This is a genomic window from Candidatus Methanomethylophilus sp. 1R26, from assembly GCF_001481295.1.
GTDB lineage: Archaea > Thermoplasmatota > Thermoplasmata > Methanomassiliicoccales > Methanomethylophilaceae > Methanomethylophilus.
The window spans coordinates 1-14,410 of the sequence record NZ_LOPS01000029.1 but is presented as its reverse complement, the minus strand read 5'-3'; the positions used below and the strand labels follow the sequence as shown (position 1 = coordinate 14,410).

Below are 14,410 nucleotides of genomic sequence, written 5' to 3'. Positions count from 1 at the left end.
TTGCCCGCGCCTCCATGATGGATGGATGCACTAAGCTTTCACCGTCTTCCTTCGGCGTCCCTTGTTGTTTCCATTTATGGAAACGGAGCATATTTATTGATTTCCGTTTTCGGAAACTGAATATATTTATAATTTCCATTTCAACAAACGGAAAATATGTGATTTTATTGCCAAATTCGATAAATGGTAAATGACTGACTTGCGCGAACTGATCTCTCGCCCGTGTTCGATTGAGATCTTGATGACCATTGGAGATAACCCTGGCTGCAATCAGTCGGTTATCGTCCGCCCCCCATCCAGGGGTACTAAATTCCGTCGTCTGGAAGATCTTGTTGAGGCGGGCCTGATCTCCGTTAGGACAGAATCAGTTGGGCGCACGGTGAAATTCTACAACTTAACTGAAGACGGGATGCGCTTTTACCGCCTCTGGCGGCAGTTCGAGAGCGGCGGTGATCTGCCGACAGATTACGATACATCTTTGGCACAAGGGGCTGAGGCGAAATGACAATTTCGGGGGAAACAGAATGTCAGCGAAGTTCAAATTGAATCCGGGAGATACGAAGGCTGAATGCAACAGGGGCAGGGCGGCGGTCGGGGCCGTCGTGCTGCTGATTGGGCTGGCCGTGATAATGTACAGCGTGCAGTTCATGGACGTGCGCGGGAGCGACGACGATGCCATACGCTCCTTCATCATCCTGATGCTGGGCATGTTCCTCATGACATGCGGCGTGGGGACGATCCTATCCGCCTTTTACTACACCGCTAACACCATGTACGTGAAGAAGGGGCGCTGCACGATAATGGATGGGGGGATCGCCTGCTCGGGAGGCTGCAAGAGCTGCAGCGTCGCGCTCGTCTACATCGATAAGATGAACGGCGGGAACGAGCCCGAGCCCCGGGAGAGGCCCTGACCGCAGACAGCGGCCATGCGGAGCTGCATGCAGGCAGATCACGATTCGACCGCGGAGAGCGGGGATCCAGCGATCGATCCTGAAACCGAACCGATTTCCGGAGACATCGGGGCTCAAAACCAGGGAAAGTTATCCGATCAAATACTGGCGGAATACGATAATGAGGATGATCGGAACGCCCTTGCAGCCATGATTTCGGAGATGGATAACCAAAACAGCGAAGGAGTATCCAATATAGGGCTCATGGCGCAGAAGTCCGGAATAATGATGGCGTTCATCGCAGTCATTTTCATCGAGGTCCTTTCCTCATACGACTCTTCCCCAACCTGCATCCTGACCTTATTGCTGATAGGTTCCAGCATAATCATTGGAGCTGCCATCGTCCTTTATGCACTGGATATCCCGACGGGGATTCCAGCGGAGGAGATGAACAGCCTGTACTACGAGGGGTCATCCTACTACGAGATCATGCTGGAGATCTACAATGAGAAATACAAAGCGCTCGACGATTCCCTCCACATCATACACACCCTTTCAATAGCCTTAAGATTCCAGGTCTCGTTGTTCATCTTGGGACTGTTGCTGTTCTCGATCACGGAGGTGACCTGATTGTTCGGATGGAGGAAGAGAAAGAAAGACGATGGACTGACCTGGATGGGAAGAAAGCCGCCGGGGTACACGCCGCTCAAAGGCAGATCAGAAAAAGTGATCGAAGAACGGAACAAGCAGCTCCACGATAAAGGAAGATCTGTTTCCCAATCAAACGCGAACAAGAAAAAGAAATGATCTTTGACCTTTTTAGAAGGAAAAGGGCTAGAGAGAATGAAATAAAGGCGCTCCCGCGGACATGGGCGCGCACACCCATGCCTGTTTCGCACGTTAATCCCGAAGGACCCTCGCGGGAGCGATTGATTATCTCTTTCGGCACTATTTACTTCTTCCTCTTGAATTTCTTCAGATATTCGCTAGGCGAGGACAATTTGATTCCGTATTTTCCATCATTGCGAGAGAATTTCTTGTCCATCGTGACGATCCTGTCCACATTCGATTTCTTTGCTTCATCCAGTACTTTGCGATCGTTCCCCTTGACAGACTTGTATCTTTCAATGTCCGTTTTGCTTGAATCTTTCCGGATAACCTTGCTGCGATTCTTTTCTGAAAAATTTCTGAAACGTTTTTTCTCATCTTTGTTCAATCTGCTTGATTTGCTTACCCCAATCTCATCATACACGGTTCCCAATAGAATGAAATGATCGCGATGTTTCATCTTATTGAGCGCTTTTTTCGATACTTTAGACGTTGGCTCTCTTTTCAAAACAGACACAATGATGTTGGTATCGGGCGCAACTCTTTCTTTCTTCGGACGTATCCTTCCCTTCATTTCCTGCGCCCCTTCGCCCTGTGCTCCAGCCATCCGCGGCGCATCGAGGGGTCCTCGGCCAGCCCGTTCGCGTACTCCAGGTACTCGGCGAGCTTCTCCGCGCCGTGCTTCTTGTTCATGTAGACCGCCGCGGTCTCTCCCATGTCGCCTCCGGAGTACCGCTTGAGCTTGTCGGCGATCTGCTTCGCAGAGTATTCGGACATGATCTGCCTGACGAGCTCATCGCGGCGCTCCTCCTCGGCGTACGCCATGGCGTCCCGGTACTCCTCCTCGCGGGAGATCTTGGGGGATCTGCGTACCGGCGGGGCGGTTTTCCTGACCGCGGCCTTCCGGGGAGATCCGCCCCGGCGCCCGATCATGCCCCTCTCGGCCGCCGCGTTCACGGCCTGCTTCCTTCCCAGGCGGAGCCTGGAGATGTTTGTCTGCGTCCAGAGGTCATCGGCCGCCCGGGATGGGTCGTTCTGCTTCGAGAGGAGCTTCACATCCTCCCGGTACATCCTCTCGGCCTCCGCATCGGTCGGGCTGCGCCAGCGCCCGGTCTTCCTGTCCTTCACCGGAACGCTCCAGTAGTAGGGGTCCGCAGTCCCGGACCCATGCTCGCGGACGATCTGCTCCGCTACCGTCTGGCTCTCCTCGATGGACCTGGCATCGGCATCCATGCGCCCCCGGGACCGGAGCACCGACCTGGAAGCCCCCCTGCGCGATCCGTCGTTCCGCCTGAGGGCATGGATGCCCTCGTGGATCACCGTCCTCTCGGTGGCGCGGTACCGGTCGATCTGCATGGTCCTCCCGGAGGTCCTGCCGTCCTCTCTGCCGGCCATCGGGCGGACGTAGACGTCCATCCCCCTGCCGGCCATCTTCTTCAGCTCGTCGGCGGTGAAGTCCCTGTCCAGAGTGTCCCTGACGATCCTCTCCTCGTCCTTCGTGCCGTAGACCGCGATCTTCCGATGGGCGGCCGCCCTGGCCCCTTTGCGGCCTCCGATATTGCGCTTCGGACGGCCCGGGGTATCGATCCCCTCGATATCGTAGCGGTCGGGATGGCGGCTCCATCTGGCGGCCTGCTCGGGCGTGAGGTCCTCCGGGAAGGTCCTGGAGGCCAGCCTGTCGTAGTCGACGGCCGCCGCCCGCTCTCCGCGGGCACGGGCGCGTTTGGCGAGCTCATGAGCGGTCGGAGGCGCCTTCGGAGCTTTGCCGGTCATGGTCGCCTCTTGGACTTCTTCCCCTTCTGGCTCTCGGAGTAGATCTCGTACCCGGCGCGCCCGGCGAGCTTCTCATAGCGCCTGACGGTGGCCAGATACTCCTCGCTGCTTCTATCGACCTTTCCAGGCGGCGTCTTGGCCATGCCGTGCTTGTACATCCAGGCGTACTGGTCGTCGTAGTAGACGGCGCCGAGCCCGCCTTCGATGGTGGCCTTCTCCACCGCGGACCTCTGCTGTGACTGGGGGAGGTCCTTCACCGGGCGGCCGCCCCTCTGGGCGTCCACATCGGCGGCGTAGGCCCTGTTGCGGCTTTCAGTGCTCCCGGAGTACTGGCTCCGAAGGCTGCGCTTCATCGCGTCGACGGCCTTGCGGGAGTCCGTCCTGACGGCCTTCTTCCTGCTCCTGCCTTCGGGCGGACTGTCTCTGTGCGCGAAGACGATGATAAGGCCTGCGCCGCCGCGCTCCTTGCGGATCTGCGTCACGGCGTCATACCGCCTGTTCTGCGCCGCCTGCTTCTCAAGCTTGAGCCTGCGCTTGGCCTCGGCGTCCTTCCTCTTCTGCTCCCTGGCGGATGCCTTCTTCGCTCTCTCGTCCGCACGGTCGGCCGCCGCCTCATCGCTGAGGATCCTCGCCAGCCATCCGCTCTTCTTCTTGGTGCTCTCTGCTGCTGCCATGTTCTCGCTTTCCTTTCTGTTTCTGCTTCCGTCTGCTTTCGGCCCTGATTTTTATTATACGCGCGTGACGCGCGCACGCGCGACCAGCCGTTTTTCACGGCCCGTTTTCCGGAGGATCCTCCGGGGGCGGCCCGTCGCCCATGAGCGACCTGACCTGCCTGATGGCGTTGGCCACGTAGCTCGGTGACTCGCCGAGGTTCTTGGCCATGGCCTTGTTGGTCATCCGGGGGTGCGCCTGCCTGTAGTCCCAAACTCTAATACGGCGCGCCCATGCAGGGTCGCGGCGGGCGCGGCGGATGGTGTCGGGCCCCTTCGGTGTCTCCGGGGCGGCCTGATCGGGCGTCTGCGCGCCATCCGGAGCGTCCCCGGATGGGCCGCCGCCCACATCCGGGCCCGCGTCCTGCTCCTCGTCGTCCGTGAACACGTCCTCGTGCTTCACCATCGGCGGGAGGATTCCCTCGGCGAATGCGAGCGGAAGATCCCGACGCCGCGCGCCTGCGGGAGCGAGGCGATCACCCCGACGGAGGTGTTCTTCGCCGCGTTGTCCCCGCGGCTGATGCGGTCCCAGATCTTCCAGAGGTAGCTCATGTAGACCGGGCCGACGAACTCCTGGATCTTGGCCCGCTCCGTCTTCTCGGAGATGCCCGACTTGAAGACGAGCACATCCGACTGGCGGAAGGCGGGGTCGAGCTCGCCGAAGCGCTGCCATCCCCAGCAGTAGAGGATGACGCCGGGCCTCCCCCGGAGGCGCCCCTCGAAGACGTGCCTGGAGCGGTTGTAGTCGGCCAGGATGTCGGTCTGCTTGAAGACCTGGCGGCTGGACGCCCAGGTCATGGCATCGTCGATGATCAGCAGCTGGACCGGGCTGTCGTCGATCATCCTGATGGCCACACGGATGTCGTCGGTGTAGATGATGTGGACGCGGGACTCCCCGTACCTGTCCCGGACCAGCCCGGCAAGCCATTCGAAGAAGACCGACTTGCCGCATCCCTGGCCGCCCACGACGCACATGCTGGCCTTGACCACCTGCCGCCCCTCGGGGACCGGGAGCAGGAACCTCTTGAGCAGGTCCCTGGTGATATCCCTGGCCGTCCATGACGGGAACATGTCGTCCATGGTGAGGCGGACCTTTGGCTCGTCGCGGGCGAAATGGAGGCGTCCTGAGGCGGCTATCAAAGCGAATCGCCCCCGTCGTCGGTGAAGATCTTGAACGGGTCGATGTCCTCCTCCTCGGAGATCCCGACGCCGGAGACGGCCGCCACGGTGAGGTACTTGTCGCCGCGTATGATCTCGCGGATCTCCGAAAGGCCCTTGACGATGTTGGCATCGTCGAGGTCCTTCTGGCACTCCTGGACCGTGTCGAGGATCTGCTTGTAGATCGGCAGCATGTTGGCCGCGAAGAACATCATCTGCATCCTGCGGACCTCCGGCATGTGGCCGTGGACGTGCCGCCGGGTGTACTCCTGGACGTTGCCGTCGTCATCCAGCCTGATGTCCATCTCGGTCTCCCCGAAGACGAGGTGCCAGTCGTGTTCGTCGATCACCTCCAGCGTCCCGCCGTCGGCGTAGTAGGCGTCGATCTCGGCCTCCATCCTGGAGATGATCTCCCTGACCCAGGCCATGTAGCCAAGGTTGTACTGGTAGGTCGTCTTGTACTCCTCGTACTGGTCGCCGCTATGCACGGCCTTGCGGAGCTCACGATTGAGCTTCAGCCCCGCCTTCGTCGTCTGCTGTGGCATCGTCCACCTCCTTCCTGATCTTCGCCGTCTCCTCCGGCGTGCCCTTTTCCTTATCCTTGGCCTCCTTCGGAGGCTGCGGCCTCCTGGAGAGCATCTCGAACATCCTGTTGACCGGCTTGGCGGCCAGCCTCGCCTGCTCCATCCGGAGCTCCATCTCCATCAGGGCGAGGCCCTGCTGGTTCCGGAGGTTGCGGATCTCGCGGATCAGGCGGTTGTTCTGGTCCTGCATCTCCTCCAGGGACTCCTCGTCCTGCGCGAGCTGGAGCTTGCTGACGGTGCCCGCATAGGCGATCTGGATGTTCGTGACGTAGTGCTTGGCGCTGAACTTCCAGAACAGATGCTGCGGCTCCCACCAGGTGTCGACGGCCTCGGCCACGACCACGCATCTCCGGAAAAGCGGGAACGCGGGGTACTTGACCACGGAGTACCAGTCGTCCTCCAGCGGCACGTTGGCGACGATGTCGTGGCGGACCCCCAGCACCAGGCGGCGGAACAGGGCCTTGTTGCTCTGCTTCTGGAGGTACTGGCGGCCGTCCTCGGTCCAGGTGACCAGGGGGACCATCCTCAGCTCCTTGTTGGCCAGGTCCGTGGTCCAGAGCATCATGTAGGAGGTCCTCCCGACGATCAGGTAGCCGACGATGTAACCGAGGATGAAGGCGGCGTACCAGATGGCATCCACTCCGGTGATGCCGAGGAAGAGGTCCGCGAGGATGAACGCCGCGATGGCCAGCGTCATGAAGTCCAGAGGGTAGATGAACCGGGCCGCCCGCTGGACGCGGGCTCCGACGACGACGCCCGCGAGGGCGACGCCGGCGGCCAGGAGGAGGGAGTAAGCGTCCGTGTTTCACCACCCCAGGATGAAGGTCGCCACGCACGCTCCCAGCGACAGGATGCTCTTGGCCACGTTGCGCTGCCAGAGATGCCAGGCGCAGAGCGCGAGGAGGCTCACCCGGAGGAGGGTCGGACCGTATTCGAGAACCATGTCGATACCGATCGCGCTCATCCGAGGAGCCCCCCGATGCTGAACCCGTCGACGATCCACCCGTTGATCGTGTCCGCGCCCGCTATGCCTACGGCGGCCGCGATGATCCCTATGACGACGAGCTCGGGGCGGCCGTGCGTGATGCCGGTGAAGGCGAGCAGCACTGCCAGGACGATGAACGCGATGATGATCATCTTGGTCCAATCGTCTCCGCCGGCGGGCGGCGTCGGCGTCGGGGAGACGGAGATCTTCTCCGGATCGATATAATCGATCTGCCTGACATCGAGGTCTGCTGAGCTCACCGATTCCCCGCCGTACTCGATCTCGGCGGCGTCGAAGACGTAGCCGGACTGGGAGGTGATCAGGAACGGGCTGTCGGTCGAGCGGCCCCATGCGCTGAGCGTCCCGGTGTACCCGCTGGCCCATACGGCGACGGTCGCGGCCTGGTGCTGGGTGTTGCTGCCGAGCTCGATCCTGTCGTCATTCACGCGGTAGTAGGGGGTGAAGACGGCGTCCTTGGCCACGGTGTTGCCCTGGCCGTCCATGATGTCCCCGCGGATGAACAGGGCGTTGCTGCCGCCCGTCACCTTGTATTCCTTCAGCAGGGAGCCGCCGGTGCTGTTCCAGTAGCCGGCGAGCTCCTGCAGGGACAGCACGGCCATGATCCTCTCTGCGAAGCGGTCATCCCGATATCCTCGTACTCGTTGGGGACCGAGAGGGTTGTCAGGTAGGCGCTGGCCGAGCCTGCGTCCGTGAATATCTGCCATACGGCCCATGCCGAGCCGTCGGCCTGGCCCATCGTGGAGGCGACCGCGGACATCAGGCCGTGGCGGCGCTCCAGCTCGCCTGTCATGCTGACGGTGAGCGCATCCCCGCCGGCCGCCTTGATGGAGATCCCGATGCGTCATAGGATGTCCCGCCCACCGAGACCTTGCCGGAGGACGGATCGTACAGGGCGAGCCTCTGCGCCCCGCCCGCCGACATGATGATGCCCGGTACCACGGACGCGGAGTCGGGAGCGATCACGGGGAGCATCCTGTCGGATACGTATGTGGCCCCCGCCGCCAGGGTGTAGATGCCCTCGGGGACCTCCTTCTGCGTGCCGGACGGGAGCGTGACGATCCCTTCCGGGCCTGCCGCGGTGGAGTTCCCGCCGAAGCACTCCAGGTATCCCCCGGCGCCGACATAGACCTCCTGGCCCTCGGATGCCGATGCGGGAACGGCCGCCGCCCAGACCTCGGTGCCGGACCAGGACGATCCGGAGCCGAGGGAATCGGGGCCGTAGACCCACGAGGTGACGATCTTCTCGTTGTAGGTCGGGTCCTCGACCCATGCCGCGATGTTGCCGGCGATCGCGCTGTAGATGGCGTTCGGTTCGGCGACGGCATTGGCCAGCATCATCGCGCTGGACGAGTAGATCCCGGACTGGGCCATGACATTCTGTGGCGAGTATTCCTCACCCTCCGCCCAGAGGACCGAGGCCGCCAGTTCGGCCTCGCGGATCCAGTGCTCGGAGGTCAGGGACCATATCTGGGAGTAGTTGGAGAGCGAGTTGGTGTAACTGGCCGTTGCCGTTTCGACGATCGAGTAGATCCTGTTGGCCTCCCCTGTGCGGAGAGCATCGCGGAACTCGTCCTGCTTGTCTTCCAGATGTTTCATGATCGCATAGGTCGCGGCTCCGCTGGCGCACGCGCCGAGGACGAATCCTACTGCGAATATCGCCGTAGCCGATATCGTGACCGGATCGGCGTCGCTGTCATCGGCCTCCCGGTCGTCGAGCGCCGGGAGGGCGCAGCAGAGCGCCGCGGCCATAAGGACGGCGGCCATCGCGGCCGCGCTGCATTTCCTGTGTTCCATTTCATATCACCCACATGAGCGCGGCAGCGGCCGCGAGCGCGATCGTCAGGCCCAGGACGGAGGGGCTGCGCGTGTAGATGTACCCGACAGCTGCGAGAACGGCGCATATGGCGGCAGCGGCCGCCCAAAGGGTCATGTCGGCATCCGAGCTGTCCGACCAGTGCGCGTAGAGGGTCAGGTCGCCGGTCACGGCGCCCCATTCGTACTCGTTCTCGCCTGCCTTATCGGTGCTCAGGGAGACGGTCTTCCCGGCCCTGGCGAGGTCCTTCAGGACCGCGCTCTTGGACAGCTCCCCGCCGGAGGCCACCTTGTAGGCCTTGTAGACGGTGCCGCCGTCCATGACGGTCACTGTGAAGTCGGCCGCTGCGGACGATGACACGGACCACGGGGCGGAGATCTTCTGGCCGGTGCTGAGGGTGACAGTGAGGGTGCCGGAGGACCCGGCCGCCATGGCCTTTGTCGTCTGGCGGTAGAACGCCTGCGCGGGGGACCCGTCGCCCCAGAGGATCTGCGCATACCCTGTGCCGGGGGCGCTCTGATCGATGGAGACGCCCACGGTCAGGCCTTCGACGGAGACCTGGATCGCTCTCTGCCATATCGCGCGGAGGAAAACGTCGGAGGTTATCGGGGTGCTGAAATCGAAGAGGCCGGCGGAACCGCCGAGCTGCTGCCATCCCTTGAACAGGTACCCGTCGAGCGTCGGGTCCGCCGGCTTCGAGGCCAGGGAGCCGTTCGGGACGGACTGCGGAGGAACGGTCCCCCTGCCGCCGTTGAGGAGGAATGACACGGTGTGCGTGTCGGATGCCGCGGCGGCCGTCCAGACGGCATACACGGAGGAGGGGGAGGAGCCGACGGTATAGGCCGCCCCCCTGTCATAGGCGTCCCCGGACCCGTCGGCCTCCGTGTTCCATCCGCGGAAGGTGTAACCGGCCTTGGTCAGGCCGACGGCCGGGAGCGCGATCTTGGTCCCTGCGGGAGCGGATACGGACCCGGGGCCTCCCGCGGTGCCGCCGTTGGGGCCGAACGTGACCTTGACGAGGCCGGCGGAATCGGGCGCCCAGACGGCGGACATGGAGTTGGACGGCGTCGCGGCGGCGACCGGCAGCTGGTAGCCGGGGGCGTACACCGCCCCCGAAGGCTCGTTGGAGTAGCGCCATCCGATCAGCGTGTGGCCGGGCATCGTGTACCCGGAAGCGGGAAGCGTGACGACGCCGCCGGACTGGACGATATACGCCTGTGCTCCGGAGGCGGAGATGCCCCCTGCGGCGTCGAAGACCAGGACCCCCTGGTCCGGCGCGTAGTAGGCGGTCATGACCGCATCCCTGTCGGTGAAGGTGTAGACCGCAGATAGGGGATAGTAGACCGTCTGCCCGGAGATCTGCGTGCTCCAGGCCGCCAGGGTGCTCCCGGCCTTGGTGAACCCGGAGGCCGGGAGAACCGTGCAGGTCCCCTCGGCCCGCGGGGCACCGAGTAGCTGCCGGATCCGGAACCGGCGCTGAAGGTGAGCGCATGCGTCGAGTCCGATGACGCTTTGACGGTGACCGTCCACCAGATGGAGAATTTGCCGGTATGCTCATCATGCACCTGCACCAGCCATACCCCAGGACCGGTCGGGGAGCCTCTGAAGCTGACCTTGTTCCAGCTCTCGGAGTGCGTCATGGTCATCCAGTCCGGCATGCTGTCCACGGCGAGGCCGTGGGAGTAGCTCAGGGCCTCCGCCATGGCGGCCCACATTCCCGGGTTGCCTCCGGAGTACGTGCCCTTGCTGATGGGCTCGTAGTTCCATGTGGCGTCGGCGGTCCCGGACGCCGGGGCGTTGGGATCGGACTGCAGATAGTCGTAGTCCTCCGGCTCCGACCACACTGCCCAGAGGTTGGTGTCCGCCGTTATCTTCAGGGATTGGCCGGCGGAATATGCTGCAGATCCCCCGCTGGATGCGGAGTATCCCGCCAGATAGTACTTGCCGCTGTCCGCGGCGAAGGCCGACGTCGGGAGCTCCACCGAGTTCCCGGCCAGCACCTTCCATGTAAGGGCGTTGCCGGTCCCGTGGGGTCCCGGGTTGATCGTCACGGTGCAGATCGCTGGCGAGGAGCCTGCATCGGCGTCGCTGCCATCCCAGCCGTCGGCCGCGGCGGCGGCCCCTATGACCGCCAGGAGCATCGCGGCGGCGAGGATCCCCATACGGGCGCCGCTGTGCAGGCATGATGCGCGGCAGGCAGAAGGCACGGATCATCCCTCATAGGCGAAGCGCCCGCGGACGGCGTGCTGACGAACGTCAGAGCGGAGACCACGGTGATCGTGAACTCATCGGACTGGCCCCCATAGTGCGCCGTCGCCTTGTAGGGCCCGGGGGCCGAGGGCGCCGTGCCGTAGATCCTCCCGTCGGAGGATACATGCAGCCAGTCCTGCCCGGTGACGGTGATTCCGGGGACGCCGGTGCTGATGGAGACCGATCCGCCGGCGGCGACCGACTGATCAGGGACGGCGAGTGCTGCCTTCACATCCATGATAATGACGCGCTGATCGACCCCGTCGCCATCATCGGATGTCACACTCACTGTGATTTTTGCAACATACAGTCCGGCCGCCGTTGGTGTTCCGGAGACGGTGAGGTCATAGTCATCATGGCTCATCGACATCCCCGGAGCCAGTCTGCCCTCATCGAGTGTTGCGCCCGCGACATAGATGGGATAGCCTGGGTCGCCGGCACGGACGGCAATATCCATCGGCTTGCCGACTGCGCCCCGGTAGTAATCGGCATCAGCACCGCCGGATGATGTATAGTCGGAATTAACGCAGATTGTGTGTGATCTCGAGTACTCTGTGCCGTTGACCGTCCTCTTCATCATCACGGTGTAACTGCCATCGGCGACAGTCTGATCGCAAGTGATGTGCACCTTGCTCTGATTAGTGCCTGTGACTGAGAATCCCTTCGGGAGAGAGTAGGTGTAATCACCCAGCGTTCCGCTGTCGTATATGCCCATGACGGTTGCGACCTCTCCCCTTTGCAGTGCATAAACCTTGGATTCTGTGATAACTGATGCATCACTGTCATTGGCCTCGGCTACCGCGGCCGCGGCGCCGAAGGCCGCGAAGGCCATCAGCAGGACGGCCGCGAAGGCCGTCCACGTGCTGCGGGCGTTTCTGTTCCCGTTCACCATGCGATCACCCCGAAGTGGATGAGCGCGGCAAGCGCGATCATCGCGATGCCGGCGATGATGACGGCGGGGTGGCGAACGAACGCGAAGGCGATGATGGCCACGACCCCTGCGAAGAAGAGCCCGATGACGGCCCAGTCGGAGGAATCCTCGGGGTGCGTGACGTCGGTGTAGCTCGCGTAGAGGGCAAGGTCGGCCGTGACTGCGGTCCCGAAGTCGAATTTGTCCTTGAGGTCCTTGTCCGTGTAGACTCCGGACAGGACCTTGCCGTCCTTGGCCAGGTCCTTCAGGACCTCGGATTCTGAGATCTTGGACCCGTCTGCGACTGTGTAGTCTTGAGGACGTTCCCGTCGCGGTCCATGACCGTCACGGTATGGGACCCGGCCTCGGAGGTTTCCCCGCTGGTCCACTTGGCGTAGTACGTGACGGCCTTCTTCACGCCCTGGCTCCAATCGACGGCCTGGGTGAGGGCCTTGTCGGCGTACCATCCGGCGAACTCTGCCCCTTCCTTCGTCGGGGCCTCGGGCGCGGAGACGATCTGCCCGAAGGAGGTGCACTTGATGGTCTCGACGGCGGACCCGCCGTTGCTGTCGAAGGCGATCGTCGGGTATCCCATGACCTCGATCCTGAAGGTCATCTCGTCGGTGCCGAGGGGGTTCTTCACGGTCTGCTTGCCGTAGTAGGTGCCGGTCTTCGCGTACTCGTGGAGGGGGTTCCATTCGGTGCTGTGCTCGGTGCCGTCTCCGAAGTCCCATTCGATGCTCTGCGCATCCTTGCCGGAGAAGACGAACTGGATCCTCATGCTCCATTTCTGTCCGAGATCGGTGTCGTAGGTCTCGGCATCGGCGTCCGCGTCATCGGACGGGAGGAACGCCGCCATCGCGGCGGCGGCCATGATGACGGCCGCCAGCGCCGCGAAGCTCTTGATGTTGATCGTTCTGTTCATTTCCATTCCTTTTTCTTGTCGATTTTTTTTCTTAATCAGGCCTCGTAAGCGATCACGCCGGACGACGGGAGAGAGGTGAAGACGAGCTGCGAGATGATGCTGCAGCTGACGGTCTTGGTCACCGACTGGCCCCCAGGCGTCGTGTGAGTAATGGTCAGATTGAATATCGCGGGCGAGCTCCCGGAGACCGAGAGCACGCCGGCGGAAGAGATGCTGACGGTGGTCCCGGCGGGAGCTCCGGAGACGGCCCAGGCCCCTCCGACGTGGAGGTGTAGGTCTGCGTGGCAGCGGTGCCGACGGTCGTACCGAGGGATGCGTCGCCGCTGATTGCAGCGGACGCCTCCTTGGTGATCGCGAGCGTCTTCGTCGCGGTCTGGCCGTAGGCGGTCTTGGCGGTGACGGTCACGGATCCTGCGGATGCGCCATCGGTGACGGTGACGGTGCCGGAGGAGAAGGAGGCACCTACGACCAATCTGGCCGACCAGGTGATATCGGAGGTCCCAGATGTCGCGGTGAAGACCGCGGTCTTGTCGGGAGCCCCCGGATAGGTGATCAGAGACGAGGGCCCGTTCAGGGACAGAACGGGCTCGGACCTGACGGTGATCTGCTTGGTGGCGGTCTGCGCCGGTCCGCTGTGAGAGGTCCCGGTGATGGTGACGGTTGTCGACTGGTAGGCGGTGGAGCTTCCAGAGATCACCCCAGTGGAGGAGTTGAGGGAGAATCCGGTCGGAATGGTGCCGGAGGTGACCGCCCATGTGACCCCGATGTCGGATCCGTTGGAGATGGCAGTGGAGCTCACAGTGTTGCCGTGCGAGGTGATCGTCTGGGCGGAGCCGCCGACGATCTTGGAATAGACGGTGAACGTTACGATGAGGTCCTTGGACTGGCCTGCGGCGGTCGCAGTGAGGGAGACGGTCTGCGATCCGAGAGCGGTCGGGGTCCCGGTGACCTTGCCGTTGGAGAGGGTGAGCCCTGCAGGCAGAGTGGTGCCGGACTTGACAGCCCAGGTGACGGTCCCCATGCTGGAGGTTCCGGAGGGCGTGAAGTTGATGCTGGCACCTTTGATGATATCGTTGATTGACCCGGATACAGAGAGCCCGGAGACGACATTGATCCTGATGTGCTGATAGGCGGTCTGCGTGACGCCGCCGGTAGAGGTTGATGCTTTGAGGACCACATCGTAGGATCCGGAGGTGATACCGTCCTTGACGGTCACGGTGAGAGTGTTGCCGGACATGGACGCGGCCAGGCCCGTGCTTTCGTATTTTTCAATTGTAGTGGTAACCGAGAGGTCCGACGGATAGCTGGGCGTGTACGTGTAAGAGAATCCAGGAGCGAGATTCACTTGGTAGATCGTCCCGTAATCCTGCGCGTAGGTTGCGTCCGAATCCTCGGAGAGGTGGTCGGCGGCCACTGCCGCGATGCTCGCGAGAGCAAGCGCGGCGATGACTGCGATGATGACAGATCTGTGTCTCATTGAAAAATGGACGCATCGAGAGCATATGAATGGGGAGAAGTGATGCAAAAAGAAAGACTTAAATAGAATATCAAAAAGATTTTGTA

At 62.4% G+C, this 14,410-nt stretch carries 21 protein-coding genes; 4 read left to right on the top strand and 17 right to left on the bottom strand.

Annotated elements, in window-relative coordinates; all coding sequences use genetic code 11:
- The first annotated feature begins 190 nt into the window (after nt 1–190).
- From AUQ37_RS06125 to AUQ37_RS10010, 4 genes are read left to right on the top strand one after another with little or no spacing between them, the layout of a single operon-like run.
- A complete protein-coding gene (locus AUQ37_RS06125; protein WP_058747848.1) occupies nt 191–505 on the top strand; it encodes a helix-turn-helix transcriptional regulator in 315 nt (104 codons plus the stop codon).
- Between the two features lie 19 nt (nt 506–524).
- Nucleotides 525–911, top strand: coding sequence for a hypothetical protein (locus AUQ37_RS06120; RefSeq protein ID WP_058747847.1), 387 nt, complete (start codon nt 525–527; stop codon nt 909–911).
- 27 nt (nt 912–938) lie between these two features.
- Nucleotides 939–1,520 carry a hypothetical protein gene (locus tag AUQ37_RS06115; protein WP_058747846.1) on the top strand — a complete coding sequence of 194 codons (582 nt, stop codon included), beginning with the start codon at nt 939–941 and terminating at the stop codon, nt 1,518–1,520.
- Nucleotides 1,521–1,697, top strand: coding sequence for a hypothetical protein (locus AUQ37_RS10010; protein ID WP_157844312.1), 177 nt, complete (start codon nt 1,521–1,523; stop codon nt 1,695–1,697).
- Nucleotides 1,698–1,842: 145 nt separating this feature from the next.
- Here AUQ37_RS10010 and AUQ37_RS06110 read toward each other — a convergent pair whose 3' ends face one another.
- From AUQ37_RS06110 to AUQ37_RS06045, 17 genes are all read right to left on the bottom strand, one after another.
- Nucleotides 1,843–2,325 carry a PIN domain-containing protein gene (locus AUQ37_RS06110; protein WP_082662444.1) on the bottom strand — a complete coding sequence of 161 codons (483 nt, stop codon included), beginning with the start codon at nt 2,323–2,325 and terminating at the stop codon, nt 1,843–1,845.
- Complete coding sequence (locus AUQ37_RS06105; protein ID WP_058747844.1) at nt 2,289–3,491, bottom strand: hypothetical protein; 1,203 nt, start codon at nt 3,489–3,491, stop codon at nt 2,289–2,291. The genes AUQ37_RS06110 and AUQ37_RS06105 overlap by 37 nt, the downstream gene beginning before the upstream one ends.
- The gene (locus tag AUQ37_RS06100; RefSeq protein WP_058747843.1) at nt 3,488–4,165 is read right to left on the bottom strand and encodes a hypothetical protein; all 678 of its coding nucleotides are present in this window, start codon (nt 4,163–4,165) and stop codon (nt 3,488–3,490) included. The genes AUQ37_RS06105 and AUQ37_RS06100 overlap by 4 nt, the downstream gene beginning before the upstream one ends.
- Nucleotides 4,166–4,259: 94 nt before the next feature.
- Nucleotides 4,260–4,589, bottom strand: a complete 330-nt coding sequence (locus AUQ37_RS06095; protein ID WP_157844311.1) for a hypothetical protein — start codon at nt 4,587–4,589, stop codon at nt 4,260–4,262.
- An 11-nt stretch (nt 4,590–4,600) separates the two neighbouring features.
- Nucleotides 4,601–5,341, bottom strand: coding sequence for a hypothetical protein (locus AUQ37_RS06090; RefSeq protein ID WP_058747841.1), 741 nt, complete (start codon nt 5,339–5,341; stop codon nt 4,601–4,603).
- On the bottom strand, nt 5,338–5,904 hold the full coding sequence (locus AUQ37_RS06085; protein WP_157844310.1) for a hypothetical protein: 567 nt from the start codon (nt 5,902–5,904) through the stop codon (nt 5,338–5,340). Before AUQ37_RS06085 ends, AUQ37_RS06090 begins: the two co-directional genes overlap by 4 nt.
- Complete coding sequence (locus AUQ37_RS06080; RefSeq protein ID WP_058747839.1) at nt 5,861–6,640, bottom strand: hypothetical protein; 780 nt, start codon at nt 6,638–6,640, stop codon at nt 5,861–5,863. The genes AUQ37_RS06085 and AUQ37_RS06080 overlap by 44 nt, the downstream gene beginning before the upstream one ends.
- Nucleotides 6,641–6,748: 108 nt before the next feature.
- Nucleotides 6,749–6,907 (bottom strand): hypothetical protein, encoded by a 159-nt coding sequence (locus tag AUQ37_RS10005; protein ID WP_157844309.1) that lies wholly within the window; start codon nt 6,905–6,907, stop codon nt 6,749–6,751.
- Nucleotides 6,904–7,548 carry a hypothetical protein gene (locus AUQ37_RS06075; protein ID WP_058747838.1) on the bottom strand — a complete coding sequence of 215 codons (645 nt, stop codon included), beginning with the start codon at nt 7,546–7,548 and terminating at the stop codon, nt 6,904–6,906. Before AUQ37_RS06075 ends, AUQ37_RS10005 begins: the two co-directional genes overlap by 4 nt.
- A complete protein-coding gene (locus tag AUQ37_RS10000) occupies nt 7,485–7,739 on the bottom strand; it encodes a hypothetical protein (protein ID WP_157844308.1) in 255 nt (84 codons plus the stop codon). Before AUQ37_RS10000 ends, AUQ37_RS06075 begins: the two co-directional genes overlap by 64 nt.
- On the bottom strand, nt 7,736–8,743 hold the full coding sequence (locus AUQ37_RS06070) for a hypothetical protein (RefSeq protein ID WP_058747837.1): 1,008 nt from the start codon (nt 8,741–8,743) through the stop codon (nt 7,736–7,738). Before AUQ37_RS06070 ends, AUQ37_RS10000 begins: the two co-directional genes overlap by 4 nt.
- A gap of 1 nt (nt 8,744) precedes the next feature.
- Nucleotides 8,745–10,055, bottom strand: a complete 1,311-nt coding sequence (locus AUQ37_RS06065; protein WP_058747836.1) for an InlB B-repeat-containing protein — start codon at nt 10,053–10,055, stop codon at nt 8,745–8,747.
- Nucleotides 10,052–10,924 (bottom strand): hypothetical protein, encoded by an 873-nt coding sequence (locus AUQ37_RS06060; protein WP_058747835.1) that lies wholly within the window; start codon nt 10,922–10,924, stop codon nt 10,052–10,054. The genes AUQ37_RS06065 and AUQ37_RS06060 overlap by 4 nt, the downstream gene beginning before the upstream one ends.
- The gene (locus tag AUQ37_RS06055) at nt 10,885–11,904 is read right to left on the bottom strand and encodes a hypothetical protein (RefSeq protein WP_058747834.1); all 1,020 of its coding nucleotides are present in this window, start codon (nt 11,902–11,904) and stop codon (nt 10,885–10,887) included. Before AUQ37_RS06055 ends, AUQ37_RS06060 begins: the two co-directional genes overlap by 40 nt.
- A gap of 283 nt (nt 11,905–12,187) precedes the next feature.
- The gene (locus AUQ37_RS06050; protein WP_058747833.1) at nt 12,188–12,853 is read right to left on the bottom strand and encodes an InlB B-repeat-containing protein; all 666 of its coding nucleotides are present in this window, start codon (nt 12,851–12,853) and stop codon (nt 12,188–12,190) included.
- A 29-nt stretch (nt 12,854–12,882) separates the two neighbouring features.
- Entirely contained in the window at nt 12,883–13,044 is a 162-nt protein-coding gene (locus AUQ37_RS09995; RefSeq protein WP_157844307.1) for a hypothetical protein, read from the bottom strand.
- Complete coding sequence (locus AUQ37_RS06045) at nt 13,002–14,324, bottom strand: putative Ig domain-containing protein (protein ID WP_058747832.1); 1,323 nt, start codon at nt 14,322–14,324, stop codon at nt 13,002–13,004. Before AUQ37_RS06045 ends, AUQ37_RS09995 begins: the two co-directional genes overlap by 43 nt.
- Between the last annotated feature and the right edge of the window lie 86 nt (nt 14,325–14,410).